This window comes from uncultured Dysgonomonas sp., assembly GCF_900079725.1.
Taxonomy (GTDB): domain Bacteria; phylum Bacteroidota; class Bacteroidia; order Bacteroidales; family Dysgonomonadaceae; genus Dysgonomonas.
In genome coordinates, this window is sequence record NZ_LT599032.1 from 1692086 (window position 1) to 1717618 (window position 25533).

At 40.2% G+C, this 25533-nt stretch carries 22 protein-coding genes; 18 read left to right on the top strand and 4 right to left on the bottom strand.

Going from position 1 to position 25533, the window contains the following annotated elements:
- Positions 1-247 precede the first annotated feature (247 nt).
- The 5 genes from QZL88_RS07390 (at position 248) to QZL88_RS07410 (ending at position 7221) form a co-directional block, all read left to right on the top strand.
- Positions 248-856 carry a porin family protein gene (locus QZL88_RS07390; RefSeq protein ID WP_296939677.1) on the top strand — a complete coding sequence of 203 codons (609 nt, stop codon included), beginning with the start codon at positions 248-250 and terminating at the stop codon, positions 854-856.
- A gap of 3 nt (positions 857-859) precedes the next feature.
- On the top strand, positions 860-3301 hold the full coding sequence (gene priA / locus QZL88_RS07395) for a primosomal protein N' (RefSeq protein WP_296939679.1): 2442 nt from the start codon (positions 860-862) through the stop codon (positions 3299-3301).
- 466 nt (positions 3302-3767) lie between these two features.
- Complete coding sequence (locus tag QZL88_RS07400; RefSeq protein ID WP_296939681.1) at positions 3768-6143, top strand: transglycosylase domain-containing protein; 2376 nt, start codon at positions 3768-3770, stop codon at positions 6141-6143.
- A 55-nt stretch (positions 6144-6198) separates the two neighbouring features.
- Positions 6199-6804 (top strand): CD225/dispanin family protein, encoded by a 606-nt coding sequence (locus QZL88_RS07405; RefSeq protein ID WP_296939684.1) that lies wholly within the window; start codon positions 6199-6201, stop codon positions 6802-6804.
- Between the two features lie 12 nt (positions 6805-6816).
- Positions 6817-7221 (top strand): DUF2752 domain-containing protein, encoded by a 405-nt coding sequence (locus QZL88_RS07410; RefSeq protein ID WP_296939687.1) that lies wholly within the window; start codon positions 6817-6819, stop codon positions 7219-7221.
- A gap of 2 nt (positions 7222-7223) precedes the next feature.
- On the opposite strand, the gene QZL88_RS07415 is transcribed toward QZL88_RS07410, so the two are convergent.
- The 4 genes from QZL88_RS07415 to QZL88_RS07430 all read right to left on the bottom strand — a co-directional run bounded on the left by QZL88_RS07415 (position 7224) and on the right by QZL88_RS07430 (position 10545).
- Positions 7224-8144, bottom strand: a complete 921-nt coding sequence (locus QZL88_RS07415; protein ID WP_296939689.1) for a TraB/GumN family protein — start codon at positions 8142-8144, stop codon at positions 7224-7226.
- Between the two features lie 206 nt (positions 8145-8350).
- The gene (locus QZL88_RS07420) at positions 8351-8926 is read right to left on the bottom strand and encodes a hypothetical protein (protein WP_296939693.1); all 576 of its coding nucleotides are present in this window, start codon (positions 8924-8926) and stop codon (positions 8351-8353) included.
- Between the two features lie 11 nt (positions 8927-8937).
- Positions 8938-9420, bottom strand: coding sequence for a sigma-70 family RNA polymerase sigma factor (locus tag QZL88_RS07425; protein WP_296939695.1), 483 nt, complete (start codon positions 9418-9420; stop codon positions 8938-8940).
- A gap of 429 nt (positions 9421-9849) precedes the next feature.
- Positions 9850-10545: a phBC6A51 family helix-turn-helix protein gene (locus QZL88_RS07430; RefSeq protein ID WP_296939698.1), complete on the bottom strand. Its 696-nt coding sequence runs from the start codon at positions 10543-10545 to the stop codon at positions 9850-9852.
- 407 nt (positions 10546-10952) lie between these two features.
- On the opposite strand from QZL88_RS07430, the gene def (QZL88_RS07435) reads away from it, so the two are divergent.
- From def (QZL88_RS07435) to rplT, 13 genes are all read left to right on the top strand, one after another.
- The gene (gene def / locus QZL88_RS07435) at positions 10953-11522 is read left to right on the top strand and encodes a peptide deformylase (RefSeq protein WP_296939700.1); all 570 of its coding nucleotides are present in this window, start codon (positions 10953-10955) and stop codon (positions 11520-11522) included.
- Between the two features lie 398 nt (positions 11523-11920).
- The gene (locus QZL88_RS07440; RefSeq protein WP_296939701.1) at positions 11921-12940 is read left to right on the top strand and encodes a branched-chain amino acid aminotransferase; all 1020 of its coding nucleotides are present in this window, start codon (positions 11921-11923) and stop codon (positions 12938-12940) included.
- An 18-nt stretch (positions 12941-12958) separates the two neighbouring features.
- Positions 12959-13753 (top strand): LPS export ABC transporter ATP-binding protein, encoded by a 795-nt coding sequence (lptB, locus tag QZL88_RS07445; RefSeq protein ID WP_296939703.1) that lies wholly within the window; start codon positions 12959-12961, stop codon positions 13751-13753.
- Between the two features lie 195 nt (positions 13754-13948).
- Positions 13949-14374: a Holliday junction resolvase RuvX gene (ruvX, locus tag QZL88_RS07450; protein WP_296939707.1), complete on the top strand. Its 426-nt coding sequence runs from the start codon at positions 13949-13951 to the stop codon at positions 14372-14374.
- A gap of 13 nt (positions 14375-14387) precedes the next feature.
- On the top strand, positions 14388-14951 hold the full coding sequence (gene def, locus QZL88_RS07455) for a peptide deformylase (RefSeq protein WP_296939708.1): 564 nt from the start codon (positions 14388-14390) through the stop codon (positions 14949-14951).
- Between the two features lie 19 nt (positions 14952-14970).
- Complete coding sequence (locus QZL88_RS07460) at positions 14971-15783, top strand: polysaccharide biosynthesis/export family protein (protein ID WP_296939710.1); 813 nt, start codon at positions 14971-14973, stop codon at positions 15781-15783.
- A gap of 91 nt (positions 15784-15874) precedes the next feature.
- On the top strand, positions 15875-16621 hold the full coding sequence (locus QZL88_RS07465) for a polysaccharide biosynthesis/export family protein (protein WP_296939712.1): 747 nt from the start codon (positions 15875-15877) through the stop codon (positions 16619-16621).
- Between the two features lie 120 nt (positions 16622-16741).
- Entirely contained in the window at positions 16742-19147 is a 2406-nt protein-coding gene (locus tag QZL88_RS07470) for a tyrosine-protein kinase family protein (protein ID WP_296939714.1), read from the top strand.
- A gap of 95 nt (positions 19148-19242) precedes the next feature.
- A complete protein-coding gene (locus tag QZL88_RS07475) occupies positions 19243-21297 on the top strand; it encodes a tetratricopeptide repeat protein (protein WP_296939716.1) in 2055 nt (684 codons plus the stop codon).
- A gap of 842 nt (positions 21298-22139) precedes the next feature.
- Positions 22140-24092: a threonine--tRNA ligase gene (gene thrS / locus QZL88_RS07480; protein ID WP_296939719.1), complete on the top strand. Its 1953-nt coding sequence runs from the start codon at positions 22140-22142 to the stop codon at positions 24090-24092.
- Between the two features lie 72 nt (positions 24093-24164).
- The gene (infC, locus tag QZL88_RS07485) at positions 24165-24797 is read left to right on the top strand and encodes a translation initiation factor IF-3 (RefSeq protein ID WP_296939721.1); all 633 of its coding nucleotides are present in this window, start codon (positions 24165-24167) and stop codon (positions 24795-24797) included.
- Between the two features lie 53 nt (positions 24798-24850).
- Complete coding sequence (gene rpmI / locus QZL88_RS07490) at positions 24851-25048, top strand: 50S ribosomal protein L35 (RefSeq protein WP_006798842.1); 198 nt, start codon at positions 24851-24853, stop codon at positions 25046-25048.
- Between the two features lie 106 nt (positions 25049-25154).
- The gene (gene rplT / locus QZL88_RS07495) at positions 25155-25499 is read left to right on the top strand and encodes a 50S ribosomal protein L20 (protein WP_291107332.1); all 345 of its coding nucleotides are present in this window, start codon (positions 25155-25157) and stop codon (positions 25497-25499) included.
- Positions 25500-25533 lie beyond the last annotated feature (34 nt).

Below are 25533 nucleotides of genomic sequence, written 5' to 3' on the forward strand. Positions count from 1 at the left end.
AGCAATATATTCTACATAGAGTTAGAACAACGCAAAAAACAAAATTGTTTTCACAAATGCTTTAGAGTAATCTGCCGCTTACTTCCAATATAACATATCACCAGATATAAATTAATTCAATATCCACATCATTCGCAAACAAGGAGGAAATCAAAATCTCTTTCTTTTTCCTATATTTGTGCCGCAATAAAACTATATATATTCCGATTTGTTATAGTATATAGTATAATTAAAAATGAAATCCATTATGAAAACTAAGTATTTTTTGCCTTTAGGCCTGTTATTACTCTTATTTATAACTAGCATCAATCCATCTTCTGCCCAGATAATCAGATATGGACTAAAAGGGGGAATCGATGTTGCAGATCATAAAGTAAATTCTAGTATACTGAACGTAAAAAACCGTGTCGGATTCCAAGTCGGCGGAACTCTTGAACTAAACGTACCGCTAACAGGTTTTGGTGTAGAAACAGGATTAGCCTATGGAAACAAAGGTTATAATGTAGACAACAACGAAAAACAAGGTGATATATCAAACCTCAGTTATCTGACTGTGCCTATCAGCCTGAAGAAAAGATTCTCTATTTTCGGCATTGCCGGCATATATTTCTCAGCTGGTGTATACGGTAATCTGAAAGTAGGCGGCGGCGAACTGAAAATTGAAGATCAGACATACGACCAAAAAGGATTCCAGACAGGATTTATTGCAGGTGCAGGTGTTAGCTTATTAAGCCACCTCGACCTGGGAATGAACTACCGTTATAAATTCACCGACACTTACGATCAAGAGGCAGCTAAAGATTTCAAAAAAGTAGACAGACAAACCTGGACAGTCAGTCTTGCATACTTATTCTAACGAATGACATTATACGCCGACGTAATATTACCGCTTCCTTTACAGGGACTATACACATACATTATTCCGCCGGAACTGGCCGATACGGTCTACGAAGGCAGCAGGGTAATTGTACAGTTCGGGAAGAAGAAATTTTATACGGCGATAGTTTTCCGCACATACGAATCGGTAGAAAAACAAGCACCGATCAAAGATATAGTCTCCACTTTGGAGGACTACCCTATAGTAACCCCCTTCCAGTTGAAATTCTGGGAGTGGGTTTCATTTTATTATATGTGTTCGCTAGGTGATGTGTACCGTGCAGCCCTACCATCAGCGCTGAAGCTGGAAAGTGAGACTCATGTCTTTCTTAATCCGGACTTTGAAGCAACAGAACCTTTGACCCCAAATGAGCAAAAGGTCTTCTACTTACTGTCGCCGGAAAAGGCATCCACAATTGCCGAAATAGAAAAGCAGGCCGGTTTGGCAAACGCTATTCCCGCCATCAAATCTCTCACAGATAAAGGAGCGGCATATATAAATGAGAACATCCGAAATGCTTATTCTGCAAAAACTCTTTCAGCAGTAAGGCTAACTAGGTCATATACCGATGAAGAACTCAATGATGTACTCAACGAACTGGGAAGAGCAAAGAAACAACAGCATCTATTGACAGCATTTCTTCATCTGAAGGAAAACAACCCGATTATCACAAAGAAGCAACTATTGGAAGATACCGACGCATCACCCGCCGTATTATCCGAGTTGGCAAAGAAGAAAATACTTGAAGTGTATGATATCGAAATCAGCCGCTTCGATTATGGAGAGACCGACATCGAGTCCGCATATGAGCTGAACAGCCATCAGCAGCAGGCCTATGTGAAAATCACAAAGTTATTCAAAGAACAAGACACCACCTTACTTTACGGAGTAACCTCCAGTGGTAAGACCGAAATATATATCCGGCTTATCAGAGATGCTATAAGTAAAGGCAAACAGGTATTATACCTGTTACCCGAAATAGCGCTGACAACGCAGATCACTAACCGCCTGAAAACCGTATTCGGTAATAAACTGGCCGTCTATCACTCCCGGTTCAACGACAACGAACGGGCCGAGACATGGAACAGGCTGCTGAAAGACGGGGAAACGCAGGTCATACTGGGTGCACGTTCTGCCATATTCCTACCGTTCACCAATCTCGGACTTATCATTGTAGACGAAGAACACGAAGGCTCTTACAAGCAGCAAGACCCTGCTCCGCGTTACCATGCCCGCAATGCCGCCATTGTATTGGCAAATATATATAGCGCCAAAGTATTACTGGGTACCGCCACCCCTTCCATAGAGACATATTACAATGCCCTTTCGGGAAGGTATGGCCTGGTAAGGCTCACCAAAAGGCATGAGAATATCGAACTCCCTCAGATAGCTGTTATCAACACCAAGGAACTGAGACGCAAGAAGCAGATGAAATCAGTTCTATCCCCTCCTCTGATAGACAAAATAAAGGAAGCTTTGGAGAAGAAAGAGCAGATCATACTATTCCAGAACAGGCGCGGCTTCGCTTCTTTACTTGAATGCAAAAACTGTTCATGGACGCCGCGTTGCTCCCATTGCGATGTAAGCCTTACTTACCACAAGGGACAGCGAATGCTTGTCTGTCACTATTGCGGGTCTACATACCGGGTCCCGGATGTTTGCGAGGAATGTAAAACTCCGACACTTGAATTTCTGGGTTATGGTACGGAACGTATTGAAGAGGAAGTGAACACTCTTTTTCCGGAAGCGGCTGTTGCACGTATGGATTTGGATACGACACGGGGGAAAAAGTCCTACGAACATATTATTTCCCGACTCGAAGATAACAGGACAAATATCCTGATTGGTACACAAATGGTATCGAAAGGGCTGGATTTCGGCAATGTGTCTATTGTTGGGATACTGAATGCCGACAACCTGCTAAATTATCCGGATTTCCGCGCTTATGAAAAAGCTTTCCAACTCATTACTCAGGTCAGTGGACGCGCGGGGCGTAAGAATAAGCAAGGACTCGTCTTACTGCAAACAGCGCATCCATCCCATCCCATTATCAACTTTGTAAAGCACAATGACTACGAATCATTCTATCTGGCACAGACAGAGGAACGGAAATTGTTTCGTTATCCTCCTTTTTTCAGGCTGATATCCATTGTCATAAGAGGACGGGACGAAAGGCTGACAGAAAATGCCGCCACACAACTGGCACAAGCATTAAGACAATCCTTTGGTGAACGGATATTAGGTCCTAGTAAACCACCCGTATCACGCATTCAGTCCTTATATATCCGAAACATTCTTCTAAAAATTGAGAATAATGCATCTATACAGAAAGTAAGGGAATCTATTCTCTTTCACCAATCGGCTGTATTCGCAAATACAGAGTTTAAAGCCATTCTCCTGCACTACGATGTAGATCCGGTATAGTACTAAAAATCAAGTGTTACTTTATTTATATAATTTTATCTATATAATAAGAGCCAATAGCTGTTAGCTGATAGCTCTTTGAAACATTGGGATAAGCAGAAAGTTTTAAGTAATAAGTATAAAGGAGTTCTAATTGTTGACTGTTTACTGCTAACTGTTTACTGAAAAAAGTGTTCTTTGTGTAAATCTTTGTGCCCCTTGTGGTAAAGAGATTTAACCACTAAGTACACGACGGGAGGCACAAAGGGCTCGAAGGCTAAAGAAACTGTTACGTTTGTTACCTTTTGAAGAAAGGTACAAGTAGACAAGATACGAGATACAAGTTGTTAACTGATGACTGTTTATTGTTTACTGTTTGCTGCTAACTGTTTACTAATTACTATATTTAACCATTTAAGGATTTTTATCTCCAATATTAAAAACGTTTTACTTAAATTTGCAAACTGATTAGACCTAGACTCACTATATGGATAAGAAAGCGAAATCGAAGAAAAAGATGTTTCTTGGCAAATACACACCTCAACAAATAGTTAAAAAACTATGGGTAGCTTTCGGCTGCATCATTGCGCTGATTATCATCCTGTTTACCTGTATTGCTACAGGCATTGTCGGTTATATGCCCGATGTGGAAGAACTAGAGAACCCCATAGACAAATATGCTTCCCAGATATATTCTTCCGACGCCGTATTGTTGGGGACATATTCGCAAGCTAAAAACAACCGTATTTATTCTAATTATAGTGACCTTTCTCCATATCTGGTGCAGGCTCTTGTTGCCACCGAAGATGCACGGTTTTATTCGCACTCGGGAATCGATGCCTATGCACTAACCCGTGCCGTAGTAAAGACAGTTATTCTACAGCAATCGAGCGGAGGTGGAGGTAGTACCATCACACAACAGTTAGCAAAACAACTATACTCTCCTCCGGCGGAAAACTGGATGGTACGTGTATTTCTACGCAAACCTATCGAGTGGGTAATTGCAGCAAAGCTCGAACGTTATTATACAAAAGACGAGATTATAAACCTTTATCTCAATCAGTTCGACTTCCTAAACAATGCTGTAGGAATACAATCGGCAGCACAGGTTTATTTCAACAAAACACCGAAAAATCTGACAATAGAAGAGGCAGCTACCCTCATCGGTATGTGTAAAAATCCGTCTTACTTCAATCCGAAAAGGCAACCCGAGCGGACCAAAGGCCGGAGAGATGTGGTATTGGACCAGATGCGTAAGAACGACTACATTACGCAACAACAATATGATTCATTAAAACTAATTCCTCTCAAACTGGATTTCAGACGAGTAGACCATAAAGATGGATTAGCCCCTTATTTCAGGGAATATCTGCGCCTGACGCTAAATGCCAAAAAGCCCGACAGATCGAATTATGCGTCATGGCAACGGGAACAGTTTGCAATAGATTCGCTTAACTGGGAGACAAACCCATTGTATGGCTGGTGCAGCAAAAACAAAAAGCCGGATGGCAGCACTTACAATCTGGCAACTGACGGACTTAAGATATATGCTACTATAGACTCCCGTATGCAGCAATATGCAGAGGAAGCAATGACCGAGCATATGAGCAAGGAGTTACAACCCGACTTCGATAAAGAAAAGAAAGGACGCTCTTATGCTCCATATTCCTACTCAGTGTCTAAGCAAGTGGATTCATTGCTCTATAGAGCGATGAAACAAACCGACCGCTACCGGAACATGAAGAAAGCAGGGGCTTCGGAGAAAGAGATATTAGCCGAATTTAAGAAGCCTGTAGATATGAAAGTCTTCTCGTGGAGGGGAGAAATAGATACTATCATGACTCCGTGGGATTCGGTCCGTTATCATAAAGGATTTATGCGAGCCGGATTTATGGCTATGGATACACATACCGGCTATGTAAAAGCATATGTAGGCGGCATCGACTACCGTTTCTTCCAATATGATATGGTGAATATGGGACGCCGTCAGGTCGGTTCCACGATAAAACCATATCTGTATGCATTATCAATGCAAGAGGGCGTAACCCCTTGCGACCAAATGCAGTATGAGCAGCAAGTGCTGATCGACGAAATGGGACGCCAACATCCGCCAAGAGGAATTAGAAGCGCCAAAATAGGAGAAATGGTAACTATAAAATGGGGATTGCAAAACTCCGACAATATGGTAACCGCATACCTGATGAACAGAACTTCTCCTTATGCATTTGCGCGCTTCCTGCGTTCATTCGGGCTTACCGGACATATCGATCCTGTACCTGCTATGTGCCTGGGAACACCGGAAGTTACTGTTGCCGAAATGGTAGCGGCTTATTCAGCCTTTGCGAACAAAGGAGTAAGAGCTAATCCTGTTTATGTGACACATATAGAAGACCGTTCTGGTAATGTAGTAGCAAACTTCACAGCCAAACTCGACGAAGTATTCAGCGAGGGCACCTATGTAAAAATGCTGGATATGCTCCGTGGTGTAATCGACGGAGGAACAGGAGGTCGCGTAAGACGCAACTATGGCATTACCGCCCCATTGGGTGGCAAAACCGGAACAACACAGAACAACTCCGACGGCTGGTTTATGGGCTTCAGTCCTAAGCTTTCAGCCGGATGCTGGGTAGGCGGAGAAGACCGTTCTATACATTTCGACCGCACAAGTGACGGACAGGGTGCTGCAATGGCGCTTCCTATATTCGGCTTGTTTATGAAGAAGGTCTATGCCAATCCTAAACTGGGATACAAACAAACGGATCAGTTCGCTCCTGCCCCTGGATACGGTGTATGCGATAAAGGTACTGATGAAGATATTCCGGATGCAGCACCAGCAGTAGGCATTGACAAAATATTTAAATAGACACAGCCAAACTCAAACTTACTACTTACTACCCAATACCAGAGATTTAGTTATTATGGTAAAATATTATTATATAGATGATATATCGAAACAGCAGTGCGGGCCGTTTCCCCTGAATGATTTACCTTCAAAAAAAATCCGCCCCGAAACAATGGTTTGGCGTTCGGGAATGCCCGACTGGATAAATGCCGGAAGTGTACCCGAATTATCTTTCCTGTTCGATACAAAGATACCTCTTCCCGAAGAAAGGAAGTCGGAAGCTGTAGCAATAAAACCAAGCCCCGCCGAAACAGTTGCCACTGAGCCAAAGCCTCAATCGCAACCCATTGCTCCCCCGCAACCCGCAACCAACTATCAACAAACAAATTATAGGCAGGACAACAATACCCGGAGATGGGACGATATACTCCCCATGCCTAAGAATTGGTTAGTGGAATCAATACTATTATCCATATTCTGTTGCTCACCGATCAGTGTTGTCGGTATCTTTTATGCAGCCAAAGTGGAATCCCTCTATTATGCCAAAGAATATGATCGCGCCACACAGGCTGCCGAAAATGCAAAAAAATGGGCTTTAGCCGGAATCTTATTTTTGCCTGCCTGCTATGTGCTGCTTGTAATATTCGGAGCAATAGTAGGATCGGTATTTTCCTGGCTCTAATATTCTGTACATATGGATAGCAAAACGATACCTGCAGGAAAATATACATATATCCGGCGATTGCTGGGGATAGTGATATTATTGATTGCCGGAGGCATTCTTTACTATCTGTTCAGTCCCGAGGAATCATCCCTCTTCCCTCAATGCCCATTCTATGCCGTTACCGGATTAGACTGTCCGGGATGCGGTTCACAACGGGCTGTACACCATTTATTACATCTGCAAATCAAAGAGGCATTCAGTTCCAACCCCTTACTGATCATAGCAATTCCCTATATTCTGACATGTATATATCTGGAATATTTCGGAGGTAAAGAGCAGTATCCACATATCAGACAATCACTTTATAGCAGGAAAGCCATACATATAGTTCTACTTGTCATTATCCTGTTTTGGATAGGACGCAATCTAGTTTGACCTTATTTCACAGGCTCTACTGTATAACCTTTTGTCGCCAGCTGGTTCAGTATACCCTCTTCACCGGCAAGATGTAAGGCTCCTACAGCAATCAGATTCGATTTTTCTTTCATTATTGCAGGCAGTTTCTCCACCCACTTATTATTCCGGTCTTTATTTATGGCGTTTTGTACAGTTTGTGAAACTTTACAGGGTTCATCCGGATTATTGAAAGCCAGATTATACATACCTGTTAAATCACCGTTTTTATAATAAGCATTCAATTTATCCAATTGCTCCTTAGCTGAATGATTATTCTTTATACTGCAAACCAGAGATTCCGCCTGATCTTTTAATGGTTCGGCTTCGAATAAAGCATAAATCTGATCATCCACCGACTCCAAACCTAAAACCGATTTTCCATTCTCTCTTGCTATCCGTTGCACATAAGAGTCGATAGCTTCATGTGCCATTGGGTTAAACTCAGGATAAAGTTTCGTATAGAGCGTAATAGTATATATCATCGAAATCATTCCCGGATTGAATTGCCCGAATTGATCCATACCTACACCTATTAAAGATTTCAACCCCTCATCCAACGCCTGAAGATCTTCGGCGGAAAGCAACTTTGAATAAGATTCTCCGGCAGGCATTATCGCCGCAGCCTGCACTTTTTGCTGCATCGCTGCCTCATCCGACAACAATAACTCTCCTACTGTTTGTTCTGTTTTTGCCATCGCATCTCTCAAGCCCGGAATGTTATCGACAAAACTCACATGAGCAAGGTGATGTGTACCCAGGATATAAGACGGTTCGCTAAGGCCGTTACCCGACACTTTCCAGAGAAGAGCCCCTGTATATTTATCTCCGGCCTGTGCCGAAGCCGTGAAGGATACCGAAATAATCAGTATAATTGCAAGAATGGCTGAAGTAATAGTTCTCATCCGTAATATATTTATGATTCATTAAGACCGAAGGCCTATTTAATTTATAATCAGACTATAGCCTATAAAAAGGTAACAAAGGTAACAACTTTTTACCGTTTCCATATACTGTTACTAACTCGCTTGAAACGCACCTGTTATCTGCCGTATATAGATAAAACAATACAAAAAAGGGTGCAAATATCTTTGTTGCCGGTTTGTATACCTCATTTATTATCTTTCTCAAACTCCTGTACTTCCCTTATAGAAAGTTCCATTTTCTTTATATTATTCCAATAAACTATTTTATATATTGCTATAGCCAAGACCAGTCCTATCAATACTGAAATAATCAGTATCGTAAGATGTTTGTAAAAATAATCCGTATCATCAAGTAATTCGAAATAGCCAAACAGTATAAAGAAAAATATTATCCAAACTAAACCAACTACAAATTCTTTTAGTATAGCCTTCCTATACCAATAGAAATGTCCCGAGATTTCTGTGATGCTCATTTCGGACAAACTAATCCCTCTCAACTTTTTGAACTTATAAACCTGCCACGCCAAGAATATGACCACACTAAATAAATAAAATACAATAACAGGTGTGTGGCGAAGCGAAAGTGCAAATATCATAGGAATGCATAAAACAAGCAGTATTATGCCTATCCTTTCATATCTAATAAGGCTATTGAATGCGCTCCGGCCTTCATTAGAAATCATCTTTTGTATTTTTTCATTATCTATGGTAGGCTTTATCTCGGTCTCCTGCCACTTTTTCTTTATATTATCCAAATCCATAATGATTCGTTTTAGTCGTTCGACATATCTCTCAGCTTGTCTTTGATGCGGCTTATTTTTGTAGCCACATTGGTTACTGTCAGCCCTGTTATCTCGGCAATTTCTTTATAAGATTTATCATCGAGATAAAGTAAGACTAATGCCCGTTCTATTTTCCCCAGACGATTTATAAGCTTATATAATTCCTGTATTTCCTCATTATTATCCACCACATCGGGTATATCCATCGATATATCCACATAACTGATATCCTTTTTACTCCTACGGTAAAAAGAAACACATGTATTCAGGGCAATCCTGTATATCCACGTAGAATATTTACTATCGCCCCTGAAAGACGGAAAGGCTTTCCATAAATTGAGGACCACTTCCTGATATAAATCTCCCAACGGATGCTCCATATCGGTATAGAAAGAGGTGACTTTGTAAATGATACCTTCATTCTGCCGTATCATTTCCAAAAACTGCACATCTACATTTGCCGTTTGTTTCATCTATCAGAGATTCATTTCTATTTATATGTCGTCATTTAGTCCGTATTGTCACAAAATAATATATATTTTTCTTATTTCAGTCTACATTTCATATATATTGTATGGCTTTACAGTTAACAGAAAGCAGCAATCAGTTAACAATCAACAACTTGAATCTCGAATCTTGTCTACTCGTACCTTTCTTCAAAAGGTAACAAACGTAACAGTTTTTTTAGCCTTCGGGTCCTTTGTGATTCCCGTCGTATACTTAGTGGTTAAATCTCTTTACCACAAGGCGCACAAAGATTTACACAAAGAAGACTTTTTTCAGTAAACAGTAAACCAACTTGTAACTCATAACTGCCCGTAGGGCAAAGTAACTTGTAACTGTTAAAAGGTATCTCATATAACTTTCAACTTACTACTCATTACTTATTACTTTTCCCTTCCTCAATCCGTTCTCGATGTATATCCCGGCGGCAGAAACGGATAGGGATTCGGCTTGGGCTTTTCTACCGGGGCGACAACCGGCTGCCCCTGCAATCTATCCTGTTCATTTTCTAATTCTTCATTTTTTACTTTTAGTTTTTCGCCTTTAGCTTTACTTTCTTCCTCTAGTTTCCTGTCCACAGCTGCCACTACCTCCGGATTGAGCGAACCTCCCGAATGGAAGCCGTTCTCCTGCAAGATCATCAATTGACGCCTGGTTTCCTCGTCCTGCACTTCGATGACCAGCGGCCGACGTTCCGATGCTAGTAACCGGTCTTTGTCTTTTTTCCTTTCTTCACAGTCGAGGACATACTTTATGGCGCGGATGCTCGGCGGACAGAATTTCTTTTCCACTACACGACATTTCTCTACATCTTCCACCGGATTGTTCTTGTCAGGGACATAAGTGATCTTCTCTTTCTTCTGCACATAGCCTTCCAAGAGCTGCTTCAGACCTATCCGTGCCGAGGCTATCATCACATCTTCGCGGTGGTCGATAGCTTCTTCCACTGCTTCGCCAAACTCCGGCTTTGTCTTTTTCCATTCGTAAAATGTTTTACGGCTGATCTTAAATGATTTGCAGATTTCAGAGATACTGCACAAATCCTGTTCTATCATCCGGATAATTTCCGAAGCCGTCTTTTCTTTATACTTCATAAGGCTTAAATATTAATGTTAATAATTAGTTTCTTATATAGATAAAGATGTTTTGTTTTGATAAATTTGAGGATAAATGGTGAATACAAAAAGAATTATTTTCCGCTGTCATCCTGAGCGAAACGAAGGATCTCTTATCTTACAAGAGATGTTTCCTCTGTTCAACATGACAAAGAGGGTATAAATTTCAGAACTTAACAACCCTGCCCCAAGAATGAAGTTACATCCAAGTAATATCTAAACCTATGAAAGCCATAAATAAAGTGGTACTTATTTCTTTAAAGCCGCATTATTAACTGACATTTTACTATCTTTGTATCAAATCTCAATCAAACAATGCAGTGAAAAAAATTATATATATGCTTCTTATAGGCATTGCCCTTTCTGCGTGTAACTCAACAAAAAATATGACGACTAAAGAAAAAACATTAACCAACAGCTATGGTATCAGCACCCCATTCAGAGTACTCCAGACAGACAACATCGATGATTCTCTTTTTTTGAGAAAAAAAAGTATTGATATAGACATAAAAAATATTGCATCCGACAAAGACTGGCAACATTTTATACAACGGCTAAAACTCACTTTGGCTGTCGAATCAGGTGTGGGAATTGCCGCCCCTCAAGTCGGAGTAGGCCGGAATTTATTTTTATTCACACGAATAGACCGCCCGGATAAAGCTATTCAGGTGGCTATCAATCCGCGCATCGTAAATCACTCCGACGAAACCATCTGCTTTGAAGGTGACGGATGCCTTTCCGTTCCCGATTTGTCGGGAAGCACCAAACGTTATGCATGGATAGATGTAGAGTATTACAACGAAAAAGGAGAACTGATAAAAGAAAGATTGTCGGGACAGTCGCGAGGCAGTGATTTCACAGGAGTTATCTTTCAACATGAATTCGACCACCTGCAAGGTATCTTATTTATTGACAGGTTATTTGATGGAGCCTCAAGTCTTCAGAGAAGCAGGTAAATACAAACAGCCGGATACATAATCCAAGTTCTCACAATCTATCCGAGAAAATCTACAGTTTACTATTGCAGCCTTAATGAATGAGATAAAATACTTTCTTTCATTAAAAGCCAAACTTAATGAGTAATTTTAGAGCCTGTTTAAATTTTATTCGTTTAAATTTTCAGAACTATTTTTGAGATAGTTTTTTCTTCCTCGAAGTGATAATAGCAGGCTATTTGAACTGAGAGAATGGAATAAAGAACCAAAAATAGACTAAAAATGAACGAAAAAGAATCTATAATAAAATATTTTGGTAAAATTTAAACAGGCTCTTAATCCTTATATCACCGAAAATTGTATTTTTGTGAGAATAAACAATCCTATCAATTATTATTGATGCTAAAACTTTTACTGATATGAATGCTATAGACTGGTCAAATTTGTCTTTCGGATACATGAAGACAGACTACAATGTAAGAAGTTATTACAAAGATGGTAAATGGAGCACACCTGCCGAGACAACATCCGAATCCATTGACATTCATATGGCCGCAACCTGCCTCCATTACGGACAAGAAGCATTTGAAGGATTAAAAGCATTCAGGGGTAAAGATGGTAAAATCCGCATATTCAGAATGCGCGACAATGCTTTGCGTATGCAATCTTCGTGTCATGGCATTATGATGGCCGAACTGCCTGTGGAAGTATTCGAAGAAACTGTACTGAAAGCTGTAAAACTAAACGAACGCTTCATACCCCCATACGGTAGCGGAGCTTCATTATATATACGCCCGTTATTGCTGGGCATGGGTGCACAAGTAGGAGTAAAACCGGCTAACGAATACCTGTTCCTTGTATTCGTTACACCTGTAGGACCTTACTTCAAGGAAGGATTTAAACCTACTCCTGTAGCCATTCTTCGCGGATTTGACCGTGCTGCGCCGCTGGGCACAGGTACCATAAAAATAGGAGGAAACTACGCAGCCAGCCTAGTAGCCGGAAACAAAGCTCACGAAATGGGTTATTCGGCTGTATTATATCTGGACGCTAAAGAAAAGAAATACCTGGACGAGTGCGGCCCTGCCAATTTCTTTGGAATTAAGAATAATACATACATCACCCCTCTTTCTTCATCCATATTGCCATCCATCACCAATAAAAGCCTGATGCAACTGGCAGAAGACATGGGGATGAAAGTGGAGCGCAGACAAGTGGCTGAAGAAGAACTGGCGACATTCGAAGAAGCCGGACAGGTGGGTACCGCTGCCGTTATAAGCCCTATATTAAGGGTAGATGACATAGACGAAAACAAATCGTATGCAATATCCAAAGATGGAAATGCAGGCCCTGTGAGCACAAAATTATATAACAAACTGAGAGGTATACAACTCGGTGACGAACCCGACACTCATGGTTGGGTTACCGTATTAGAATAAGCATCCTTATAAGCAGGCATGGAGGAAAAAATAGAAGAAATTACTGTACCGGAGGAGAAGCACATGGTGCTGCGTACCGAAAATCTGGTTAAACGATACAAATCGAGAACAGTTGTCAATCACGTTTCTATAGACGTGAAACAAGGTGAGATCGTAGGTTTGCTCGGCCCCAACGGGGCGGGTAAGACTACCACTTTCTACATGACTGTAGGACTTGTAATGCCTAATGAGGGTAAAATCTTTCTCAACGAACAGGAGATAACAAAATTTCCCGTATACAAGCGTGCACAGAACGGAATCGGATATCTGGCCCAGGAAGCATCCATCTTCCGGAAAATGACTGTGGAAGATAATATACGTTCTATCCTGGAAATGACTAAAACTTCAGCCGCTTATCAGAAGGAGAAGTTGGAAAGCCTCATTGAAGAATTCGGATTGCAAAAAGTAAGGAAAAACTTGGGGGACAGGCTCTCCGGAGGTGAGCGCCGGCGTTCTGAAATAGCCCGTTGTCTGGCTATAGACCCTAAATTCATCATGCTCGATGAACCTTTCGCCGGAGTAGACCCCATTGCTGTACAGGATATACAGGAAATCGTAGCCAAGCTCAAATATAAAAACATCGGAATACTTATCACCGACCACAATGTGGACGAAACACTCAGTATTACCGACCGGGCATACCTGTTGTTCGAAGGAAAAGTTTTATTTCAGGGCACAGCCGAACAGCTTGCCAACAATGAGATAGTAAGAGAAAAATACCTCGGACGCGATTTCGAGCTGAAACGTCGTAACTTCGAACATCTGAAAGAGTAATATATCAACCCTCCGGAAATTATTATTACAAAGCAACTTTACAAACACAACTGATAGAAAGACATAATATCACCCCGATATACAGCCAATTCTATTCTTATTTTTGTTATAAAAAACAAAATAGAATAGATTCAGACTATTTACTTAATTAGATTAGAGATAAATAAAGATTTTTATCTACCTTTGTTTTTTAATATGGGAAGATTTTTGGCTTTAGATTATGGGACAAAGCGAACAGGCATAGCGGTTTCCGATACGCTTAAAATTATTGCTAACGGCTTGACTACTGTTCCTACTCATACTCTGTTCGATTATCTTAAAACCTATCTGGAAAGAGAAGATGTAGAGCGCATCATAGTTGGCTTACCCAAGCAAATGAATAACGAATATTCTGAGAATATGAAGCATATTCGCCCGTTTGTGAAAAAGCTGCAAAACCTTTATCCGGATATCCCTGTTGAAATGTACGACGAACGCTTTACATCAGCCTTAGCTCAAAAAACAATGATTGATGCGGGTCTAAAAAAGAAAGACAGGCAAAACAAAGCTCTTGTAGACGAAATCAGTGCGGTCATTATACTGCAAAGCTATATGGAGAGCCTGCGATTACAAAACAAATGAACAATAAAAAAATATGATACTACCCATATATCTGTATGGTCATTCGGTGCTAAGAAAGAAAAGCAGAGATATCTCACCCGACTACCCCAATCTGAAAGAACTTATCGAAAATATGTTCGAAACCATGTACAATGCTGATGGTATCGGATTAGCCGCTCCCCAGATAGGACTGGATATACGCCTCTTTGTTATCGACTTAGAGCCTTTAGCCGAAGACAATCCAATCTACTCAGGATTCAAGAAAGTATTTATCAATCCGGTTATTATTGAAGAAACAGGTGAGGTAGTAAAAATGGAAGAAGGTTGCCTAAGCATTCCGGGTATCAATGAGAGTGTAGACAGGAATGAAAAAATCCGGATACAATATCTCGACGAAAATTTTGTTTCTCATGACGAAGTATACGATGCTTTTTTTGCACGTTGTATACAGCACGAATACGATCATATAGAGGGAATCTTGTTTATAGACAAGATATCAGGCATACGCAAACAATTAATAAAAAGCAAACTGAATAATTTAATAAAAGGGCGGACAAATTGTCATTACAAAGTAAAACCTTCGGATAATAAAAATTGAGAAACCGGATATATAATTTATGAAAAGCCTAACAAAAGTACTTTTAATACTGTTTTGTATTATCTCCAGTCTCAGTTCTTGTGTAACCAACAAGCAAACGGATTTGCTGCAAGATATAAAACTGAATTACCCTCAGTTGATGGTCAAGGCAGAAGAATATAAAGTAATTCCCGGAGATCAGTTAAGCATCATTGTATATGCATGGGATCGCGAAACCGCAAATATGTTTGCAGGATATAGCCCCCAATATACATACAGAGGTATGAACGAATCGACAGGTGTCAGTGTAGGCTCCGAAATCAGAAGTCTGGAAAACACATGGAACATAAGACCTACAACCGTCTATGCCGATGGTACTATTAACTTTCCTTATGTTGGAAAAATATATGTACAAGGGCTTACCCTCCTGCAAATAAAAACCGCCATCAGCCAAAAACTAAATACCTTCTCGGAAGGAACTATGGCCGATGTTACACTAGCCAACAGGTATTTCAGCGTACTGGGAGAAGCCGGAGCAAACAGGATAACGATGACCAGCACTTCTATGACAATATATCAGGCACTATCCATAGCCACAAATATCGGGCCTTACGGCGACCGGTCCAAGGTGACCATTATCAGGCAAAATGCCAGCGGATCACTCACTAAAACATTCGACCTGAGAAGCAAAGATATTATCGACACTGAATTTTATTATATACAGCCAAACGATGTTATATATGTACCTCAGACCAAAGGAAAATTCCTGGGGGCAACCACATCATTTACAGGAGTTTTCGGCATGCTAACATCACTAGCCGGAGTTATAATATTAATACTCAGAATCTTTTAATATGAAAACGAGCATGAATAATAACTCACCGGAGTACATGATAATTTTGTCATGCGAGTTTCCATACATCCATTAAAAACAAAATTATTGTATGAAATACACATTATATTTTCTGTTACTCAGCATATCCATCTCAGGTATTTTCTCTTCCTGTATATCGAGCGAAGAGATAAACTACCTTCAGGCTATTGACAAACAGTATCCCCTGCAGGAATTTAAAGAATATAAACTGGATGTCGGAGATATGATATCATGTGCTATTTCATCCAGCGACCAGGAGTTGGTTAGTACTTTCAATACAGTAATTACCAATAACCAGAATGTATTGAAAACATATACGATCTACGAAGACAGTACTGTTATACTTCCGTTTTTCGGTACAGCCAAAGTTGCCGGGCATACCATACAAGAAGCCGAAATCATTGTACAAAACCTGATGCAACAATCTGTAAAAGATGTACAAGTAAAAGTAACTATGGCCAATAATTTTTTCTATATTTATGCCAACGATAAAAGAGGTTCTTATCAGGTATATAAAGACAATATGACTATTTATCAGGCATTGGCCATATCACAACAGACCACCGGCCTGATGGATCTTACCAGGGTAAGTATAGTGCGAAAAGGACCGGATGGAAATACACAGGTAAAAACATTCGACCTGAGGAGTCAGGATGTAATTCAGTCCGAATATTATTATATTAAGCCAAACGATGTAATTTATTTCCCTACAAATAAAAACTCATTCTTCAATATAAGCTCAATGAGTTCATTTATCACAACAATGTCAGTTCCCTTGCAGTTCTTGCTATATTCAATCATATACCGGGGATTTTAGATAAAAGAGCGAGCAGACACAGATGTAGAGAGATAAAAGACAATAAACATTCAGTTAGTGATGATAATTAATTGAAGAACAAAGACCCAAACATAAGCGTTATAGAAACAGATAGTTATCATGGATAATAACAATAAAAAAGTAATAGAGTCCGATCCCTATTTCGAGGAAGTAAAAACAAAGACAAACATCTCATTCGATTTTGTCCTTTGGTTTTACCGTATATTGAAATACTGGTATCTATTTATTATATCGGTTGCCCTATTTCTTGGCTATGCATACATCAAGAATAAATCATGGGTACCTGTATTCTATGTTCAGGCCCTGATGATTTTGGAAGATAGGAACACGGCCAGTGTTGTTGCAGGATCTGTACCAACAGGAACATTATTACGCAATACAGAAAATCAGCAAATTGTATTAAAATCTTATGGACTAACCGAAAGGACGGTAAAAAGTTTGCCGGCTAAAATGCGTATCGAGTATTATATACAGACCCGTTTCAAATATATCAGCCTATATACAGACACTCCTATCGAAATAGAAATGATCGATATTAAGCCTGAAGCATATAATTACGCGTACGAAGTCACATATATCGATCAGGAAAAATGCGAAATCAGTTATAAAGAAAATCCTGAATCAGAAACTAAAATCTCTTTGATAGCCCCATTCGATCAAGAAATTGACTATAAGCTATTCAGGATAAAACTACATAAGACTCCTAATTTCAGAAAAGATGTCAAAGGTGCTTTTAAACCGGACATATCAACATTCAACTTCAGATTCCTTTCGGAAGCTCAACTTATTGGAATGTATAGCGGGCGTATAGGCTCTGCCCTCCAAAACAATTCGTCTATCCTATCCATATCCATGTCAGGCACCAATCCTGCTAAGGATGTAGATTACCTGAACGTATTACTTAAAGAATTTGAAAATTACAACTTAGCTCTAAAAAACGAGCAGGCTGAGCTTACAATAGAATTTCTCGACAACCAGTTGAAATTAATTAACGATTCCCTGGATATCTCACGCTTCAAACTCGAAAGATTTCAGAAGGAAACCGGTGTATATGATGTTTCATCCCAATCTTTAAGAATAGCTCTCGACAGTGCAGACAGGGAAAAAGACGCTCTCGCTTTAAGAGAAAAATCGGTATTGCTCCTGACCGAAAAAATGAAGGAGAAAATACTCGGAACTGACGATTTAATGGATCCGGCTAGTATGAATATCCGGAATCCTAAACTAAGTGAATTCGTAGTAACATATAATGAATTATTACAAAAAGCGCGCAATCTGGGTGCAAAAAACCCATTATACAATAAAACCATAGATGAGCTGAACGACCTAAGGGTGAAAATTTTACAAGAAATCCAAGTCTCCCAGATCAATCTTCAAAACCAGAAAGATGCCCTAGTACGAAAGTATGAAGTGCTACAGTTAAAAATAGATAATCTCCCCCCTCAGGAGCGGGATTTGATAAAGTTTCAGCGGGAGTTCCGTGTAAATGAAATGTATCACCAGTATCTTACTCAAAGACAATATGAGGCCAAGATACAAAAGGCGTCAAATACACCGGACAACTTTATATGGGAAGCACCGCGGCAAATGGGCGGAGCTGTAAATGGCGGAGAAATAGGTAAGAACTATACATATTACTTTATTATAGGTCTCATCCTACCATTATGCTTTGTGGTACTGAAAGAAGAAATTTTGAATTTCTCGATTACAACGAAAGAAGAATGTGAAAAAATTTCAGGATTCCCCGTTATCGGTACAATAGAAAATGTTTCCAAAAAACTCAACAATGGAGTGGTTTTAGTCAAGAATTATCCGAAATCGAGCTTTGCCGAATCGTTCCGTAACATGCGAGTCCGGATAGAATATATGGCGCAGCGGGAAAATAAAATAACAGTCTTGGTTACATCTACCGAGCCGGCTGACGGCAAAACATTCATAGCCACAAACATTGCATCTGTGTATCAACTGATGGGTAAAAAAGTTATCATTGTAGACTTAGACCTTCGTCGCCCCTCGGTTGCTAAAACACTACAAATTGATTCGCAGAAAGGGATATCGAACTACCTGATAGGTCAGGTTACACTGGATGAAATCATATACTCTCATCCCGATTATGGCTTCGATATTATTCCTGCCGGAACACTGCCTCCAAACCCAAGTGAGTTAATAAAAACGGCTAAGACAAAACAAGTACTGGAACACCTGAAGGAAATGTACGACTATGTAATCATCGACTGTAGCCCCGTAGGACTGGTTTCGGATGCATATATACTATCCGAAATAGCTGATACAACATTGTTTGTTGTACGCCGAGCCAAGACAAACAAATCATTCTTCAAGAGCGTGATTACCCAGCTGAAATATGACGGCGTAGAAGATATAGCACTTGTGTTCAATGATGTTAAAGGACGTGAAGGTTATTACGGAACATCCCGTTATTATGGCGACAGGACATATTACCTCAAGAAGAATTCGTATTATCACGACGACTATTTCGAAAACTAAAAAATATATTAAAAAGAGAGACTCCGGCAGTCTCTCTTCTTTTTTGTTAACGTATTATTCATATATTTGCTGCTCAATGATTAATACAATCTATCGTGAAGAGATTTTTATTTTCAATACTTGTTCTGATAAACAGCCTGATCGCAGTTTCCCAGATTAATACCGACCGTGTAATCTTAATAGGACGTAACTCACTCTATTTCGAAGATTATGTCTTGGCGATACAATACTTCAATCAGGCCATAAAAGCAAAACCGTACCTTGCAGAGCCTTACTTTTACCGTGCTATTGCAAAATATTATCTCGACGATTACAGAGGTACAGAAGATGATTGTACACTGGCTCTGGAAAGAAACCCTTTCATGTCAAAAGCTTATCAGCTACGAGCCGACGCCCGCCAGAATCAGAATAACTATGACGGAGCATTAGAAGATTACAAAGTTTCGCTGGAGGTATATCCGAACGATAAATTCGCATTAATCAACATGGGTATAGTCAATATCCAAAAGAAGGATTACGAAGAAGCCGAAAAATATCTGAACACCCTGCTTAAATCCTATCCGACCTATACACAAGGCTTCCTTACCAGAGGAGCACTATATCAGGAAAAAGGGGATACTGTGCAGGCATTCGAAAATTATAACCAAGCTATAAAACTCGACAAATACCTACCCCAATCCTACTCTATGCGCGGGTTGCTCCATTATTATAAAAAGGACTATGACAAAGCAATGGCCGACCTTGACGAAGCCATACGTATAGACCCGCTTCAATCCGGCAATTATATCAACCGGGGATTGATACGGTATTCAAAGAATGACCTGCGCGGAGCAATGTCCGACTACGATAAAGTTATCGACCTCGACCCGAATAATATAATTGCCCGTTTCAACCGAGGGTTATTACGGTCACAAGTAGGTGACGACAATCGTGCTATAGCCGATTTCGATGTAGTATTGAAGTTTGAACCGAACAACTATATTGCATATTTCAACCGCTCCCTGATAAAGAATAACATTGGAGATTACACAGGATCTTTGGAAGACCTGAATGTTGTGTTGGCCGAATATCCCGAATTTTATCACGGATTTTATATGCGTTCCGAGATCAAACGTCGCCAAAACGACCTGAAAGGTGCTGAACGGGATTTCAATTATGCACGTAATGAGGAAAGCCGTAAGAACAAAGAAATACTGGCCGGACAAACCGAAGAAAAATCAGACAAAGATAAGACTAGGGAAAAATCAGACAAAGATATTGACAAATTTAACCTGCTCGTTGTAGCTGATAAGACGGAAGAAGAAAAAAGCAAATATAATAATGATACCAGAGGCCGTATACAGAATAAGCAGGTCAAACTCGATCTGGAGCCTCAGTTTATTGTTTCATATTACGAAAAACCGAACGATATCCGCCGATTTGTGTATTACAGCCAGCTTATCGACAATATAAACAAACGGGCGATACTTCCTAAGAAACTCAGAATCACCAACAGTGAAGCTTCCCTGAACGAATTCCAGATACAGGAACACTTCAGGTCGATAGACGACTTGTCGAAACGTATTGCCGATCAGCCGGCAAATGCCGACCTGTATTTTGCCAGAGCTATGGATTATATGCTCGTGCAGGATTTTACCAACTCTATCGAAGACTTTAATAAGGCAATAAGCCTCGATCCGAAATTTACGCTGGCATACTTCAATCTGGCCGTTGTATATACAAAACAACTCAATCTGAGGGAGAATGTACCTGAGTATGAAAAGAAAAGTGATCAAACGGATTTGGCTACCTTGGGCGGTATAAAGAAAGATAACTCATTACCCGCTACAACAACTATTGTAGACCCGGGCAAAATGGAGTACGACCTGATTGTCAAGAATTATAATAAGGTGATAGAACTCAATCCTGAATTTATCTATGCTTATTACAACAGGGCGGGAATACGCTACAAGCAAAACGATTACCGTGCCGCCATACTAGACTACAACGAGGCTCTCAGACGCGATCCTGAATTTGCCGAAGGATATTACAACAGGGGATTAAGCCGCTTCCAGGTCAAAGACAAAGACCGTGCGCTCGACGATATGCGTAAAGCCGGGGAAATGGGCGTTGTGGAGGCTTATAGTATAATCAAACGCATGACAGAATAAATTAAAATACTCCCGATAATATTCCTCATAGAACTGTATAAATTTCTATGAGGAATATTTTTTATACCTATTCTTCAATCTTCTACAAAAATTTTATCTATATAGTCAGAGTCGACAGCCTTTAGCTACTGGCTTGTAGCTCTTTGAAGTATTATTCAGCCCCTTCAACCTCCCCTTGGGGCAGGGTTGTTAAGTTCTCCGCTTTGTTCTATTATTTTCTGCTGTCATCCTGAGTGGAATGAAGGATCCCGATCCTGAAAAACGAGATGTTTCACTCCGTTCAACATGACACAGAGGGTATAAAAAATAGAACTTAACAGCCCTGCCCCTTGGGGGGAGGCTACAGAGAGGGTAAAAGCTAATTATTAATTATTCATTCTTAATTATTAATTGCTCTTTGTGTTACCTTTGTTACCTTTTAACAAGTAGTAAGTTGAAAGTTAAGTGAGATACGGGTTGGTAACTGATGACTGCTAACTGTTGACTGTTTACTGAAAAAAGTGTTCTTTGTGTAAATCTTTGTGCCCCTTGTGGTAAAGAGATTTACCACTAAGTACACGAAGGAAATCACAACGGGCACAAAGGCTAAAAAGACTGTTACGTTTGTTACCTTTTGAAGAGAGTTACAAGTAGACAAGATACAAGTTGTTAACTGCTGACTGTTGACTGTTAACTGATATATCTTTTACCTTTTTTATAACCGGTCACCAATAGCGGTTTACAGAAAGCGTATCTAAATTAAAATAGACAGAATATCACATCTGTTACAAAAAATGATTATTTTTGCAAGTTCAAAAAAGTAGCTTGTTTGTAGGAGCTGCATAATTAAATAGAAACTAAAAATGATAAAAATTACATTTCCGGATGGTTCCGTGCGAGAATTTGCAAAAGGAACCACATCGATGCAGATAGCAGAAAGCATCAGTTCGCGTCTGGCTCAGGACGTACTTGCAGCCAAAGTCAATGGACAAGTATGGGATTTGACCCGTCCAATAGACGAAGACGCAACGATCGAATTGCTGAAATGGGAAGATGAAGACGGTAAACACGCATACTGGCATTCTTCCGCCCACCTTATGGCCGAAGCCGTACAGATACTTTATCCTCATGCCAAATTCGGTATCGGGCCTGCCATCGAAAACGGATTTTATTATGATATAGACTTTGGTGATACCCCGGTAAAAGATGCAGACTTTGCTAAAATAGAAGCAAAGATGATGGAGCTTATCGCCAATAAAGAAGAGATCAAACGCCAGAGCATTTCCAAATCTGATGCAATAAAGATGTTCGATGCCCGCCACGAAAACTATAAGGTAGAGCTTATAAATGATCTCGAAGACGGTACCATCACCACATATACACAAGGTGTGTTTACAGACCTTTGCCGCGGACCTCACTTGCCTAATACATCTTACATTAAGGCGGTAAAAATCCTTAGTGCGGCAGGTGCATACTGGCGTGGCGATGAAAAGCGTAAACAACTTACCCGTCTCTACGGCATCACTTTCCCTAAAAAGAAAATGCTGGACGAGTATCTGATAATGCTTGAAGAAGCCAAAAAGCGCGATCACCGCAAGATCGGAAAAGAGCTGGAATTGTTCGCTTTTTCCGAAAACGTAGGAAAAGGGCTTCCATTATGGCTTCCACGTGGTACTCAGTTACGTTTGAAACTGGAGGATTTCTTAAAGAAAATCCAGCGTAAGTTTGATTACCAGCAGGTAATGACTCCGCATATAGGTAGCAAGATATTATATGTTACTTCGGGACACTACGAAAAGTACGGTAAGGATTCTTTCCAGCCTATCCATACACCGGAAGAAGGAGAAGAGTTCTTATTGAAACCGATGAACTGTCCTCACCACTGCGAGATTTACAAAATAATTCCACGCTCATACAAAGACCTGCCTTTGCGTCTGGCTGAGTTTGGCACTGTTTACCGTTACGAACAAAGTGGAGAGCTTCACGGCTTAACCCGTGTCCGTGGATTTACTCAGGACGATGCGCATATATTCTGTACACCTGAGCAATTGAAAGCTGAATTCCTGAAAGTAATGGACATTGTTTTCATTATCTTTAAGGCGCTTGACTTCGAAAATTTCGAAGCCCAGATATCTTTGCGCGACCCTGAAAACCGTGAAAAATATATCGGTAGCGATGAAAATTGGGAAAAAGCAGAACGTGCCATTATAGAAGCCTGCGAAGAAAAAGGCCTGCCTGCAAAAGTAGAACTTGGTGAAGCGGCCTTCTATGGTCCCAAACTCGACTTTATGGTAAAAGACGCCTTGGGCCGCCGCTGGCAGCTGGGAACAATACAGGTTGACTATAATCTCCCTGAACGTTTCGAACTGGAATACACAGGCGCAGACAACCAAAAACACCGTCCGGTGATGATCCACCGTGCACCGTTTGGCTCGATGGAACGCTTCATTGCAGTACTTATCGAGCATACTGCGGGTAAATTCCCGTTATGGCTGGCGCCTGACCAGGTGGTAATATTACCTATCAGCGAGAAGTTCAATGATTATGCTCACAGAGTGAACAGCTATTTCAAACAACAGGGAATTAGTTCGCAGGTGGATGACCGTAATGAAAAGATCGGACGTAAAATCCGCGATAATGAATTGAAAAGAATCCCTTATTTGCTCATTGTAGGCGAGAAAGAAGCAGAAACAGAAGAAGTTTCGGTAAGAAAACAGGGCGAAGGTGATAAAGGTTCGATGAAATTTACTAACTTTGCTGCCCAATTGAATGAAGAAGTAGAGAAAATGATGAATGCATGGGAGCAGCAATCCTAAGTATTCGTTATTTATATTTTTGAAAATTAAATATTTAAATAAAAAAGATAAAGGAATTCTAACAGTTTTTGAATGAGAAACAACAGATTTAATAATCGCAAAGAAGAGTTACACAAAATCAATGGAAATATTCGGGCTCGGGAAGTCCGTTTAGTCGGTGACAATGTAGAACAAGGTGTATACACCATAAACGAAGCCTTACGACTAGCTGATGACCTCGAACTTGATTTAGTTGAAATTTCTCCAACAGCCGATCCCCCTGTTTGTAGAATCACCGATTATCAGAAGTTCCTTTATCAGCAGAAGAAAAAACAGAAAGAGGCTAAAGCCAAGTCTGTAAAAGTTGTGGTAAAAGAGATCCGTTTCGGACCACAAACCGATGACCATGACTTTAACTTTAAGCTCAATCATGCGAAAAACTTCCTCGAAGAAGGAGCAAAAGTGAAAGCTTATGTGTTCTTCAAAGGACGTTCGATCCTGTTTAAGGAACAAGGAGAGGTTCTTCTTCTACGTTTTGCTACAGAACTTGAAGACTTAGGAAAAGTGGATCAATTGCCTGCCCTTGAAGGTAAGAAGATGATCATGATGCTTTCCCCTAAAAAGCAACCAGCAAAAGCTCCGGCTCCGGCTAAACCGAAAGACGGTGAGAAAAAGGTTATAGAGAAAAAAGCAGACAAACCAAAAGAAGAGAACAACGAAGAATAAAACGGATACTTTGTATGTATTCGTACTTTAAATAATTAAATTAATAAACTGAGATGCCAAAAATGAAGACTAATTCCGGTGCCAAAAAGAGGTTCGCCCTTACCGGATCAGGAAAAATCAAAAGAAAACATGCTTTCAAAAGTCACATCCTGACTAAGAAAACGAAAAAACAAAAGAGAAATCTTACTCACTCTTCACTTGTTCACAAAGTAGACGAGAAAGCGGTGAAAAAATTATTAGCTCTTAAATAATCTATTTCGTTTTACAAAAGCAAGTTTTAAAGATTTATTAACCGGATGTATGCACCAAAGAGTTCCAAAACGAAAGGAACCGCTGACATTCAAAACAATGTAAATTATGCCAAGATCAGTCAATCATGTTGCTTCGCGCAACCGCAGAAAAAAAGTATTAAAACTAACAAGAGGTTACTACGGAGCCCGCAAAAATGTGTGGACAGTAGCCAAAAACACATGGGAAAAAGGTCTTACCTATGCATTCCGTGACCGTCGTGCTAAAAAACGCAACTTCCGTGCACTGTGGATACAACGTATCAACGCTGCTGCACGCCTTGAAGGATTGTCTTATTCCCGCCTGATGGGAGCTCTTCACAAAAACGGAGTGGAAATCAATCGCAAAGTTCTTGCAGACCTTGCTATGAACCATCCTGAAGCGTTCAAAGCAATTGTAGATAAAGTAAAATAAATCGCTTTACTATATAAAAAAGACCGGACAAAAT

Bases quoted from the DNA above. Each gene is read 5' to 3' on its own strand.
- QZL88_RS07390 (WP_296939677.1), top strand. From the start codon at position 248: ATGAAAACTAAGTATTTTTTGCCTTTAGGCCTGTTATTACTCTTATTT.
- priA (WP_296939679.1), top strand. From the start codon at position 860: ATGACATTATACGCCGACGTAATATTACCGCTTCCTTTACAGGGACTA.
- QZL88_RS07400 (WP_296939681.1), top strand. From the start codon at position 3,768: ATGGATAAGAAAGCGAAATCGAAGAAAAAGATGTTTCTTGGCAAATAC.
- QZL88_RS07405 (WP_296939684.1), top strand. From the start codon at position 6,199: ATGGTAAAATATTATTATATAGATGATATATCGAAACAGCAGTGCGGG.
- QZL88_RS07410 (WP_296939687.1), top strand. From the start codon at position 6,817: ATGGATAGCAAAACGATACCTGCAGGAAAATATACATATATCCGGCGA.
- QZL88_RS07415 (WP_296939689.1), bottom strand. From the start codon at position 8,144: ATGAGAACTATTACTTCAGCCATTCTTGCAATTATACTGATTATTTCG.
- QZL88_RS07420 (WP_296939693.1), bottom strand. From the start codon at position 8,926: ATGGATTTGGATAATATAAAGAAAAAGTGGCAGGAGACCGAGATAAAG.
- QZL88_RS07425 (WP_296939695.1), bottom strand. From the start codon at position 9,420: ATGAAACAAACGGCAAATGTAGATGTGCAGTTTTTGGAAATGATACGG.
- QZL88_RS07430 (WP_296939698.1), bottom strand. From the start codon at position 10,545: ATGAAGTATAAAGAAAAGACGGCTTCGGAAATTATCCGGATGATAGAA.
- def (WP_296939700.1), top strand. From the start codon at position 10,953: ATGACGACTAAAGAAAAAACATTAACCAACAGCTATGGTATCAGCACC.
- QZL88_RS07440 (WP_296939701.1), top strand. From the start codon at position 11,921: ATGAATGCTATAGACTGGTCAAATTTGTCTTTCGGATACATGAAGACA.
- lptB (WP_296939703.1), top strand. From the start codon at position 12,959: ATGGAGGAAAAAATAGAAGAAATTACTGTACCGGAGGAGAAGCACATG.
- ruvX (WP_296939707.1), top strand. From the start codon at position 13,949: ATGGGAAGATTTTTGGCTTTAGATTATGGGACAAAGCGAACAGGCATA.
- def (WP_296939708.1), top strand. From the start codon at position 14,388: ATGATACTACCCATATATCTGTATGGTCATTCGGTGCTAAGAAAGAAA.
- QZL88_RS07460 (WP_296939710.1), top strand. From the start codon at position 14,971: ATGAAAAGCCTAACAAAAGTACTTTTAATACTGTTTTGTATTATCTCC.
- QZL88_RS07465 (WP_296939712.1), top strand. From the start codon at position 15,875: ATGAAATACACATTATATTTTCTGTTACTCAGCATATCCATCTCAGGT.
- QZL88_RS07470 (WP_296939714.1), top strand. From the start codon at position 16,742: ATGGATAATAACAATAAAAAAGTAATAGAGTCCGATCCCTATTTCGAG.
- thrS (WP_296939719.1), top strand. From the start codon at position 22,140: ATGATAAAAATTACATTTCCGGATGGTTCCGTGCGAGAATTTGCAAAA.
- infC (WP_296939721.1), top strand. From the start codon at position 24,165: ATGAGAAACAACAGATTTAATAATCGCAAAGAAGAGTTACACAAAATC.
- rpmI (WP_006798842.1), top strand. From the start codon at position 24,851: ATGCCAAAAATGAAGACTAATTCCGGTGCCAAAAAGAGGTTCGCCCTT.
- rplT (WP_291107332.1), top strand. From the start codon at position 25,155: ATGCCAAGATCAGTCAATCATGTTGCTTCGCGCAACCGCAGAAAAAAA.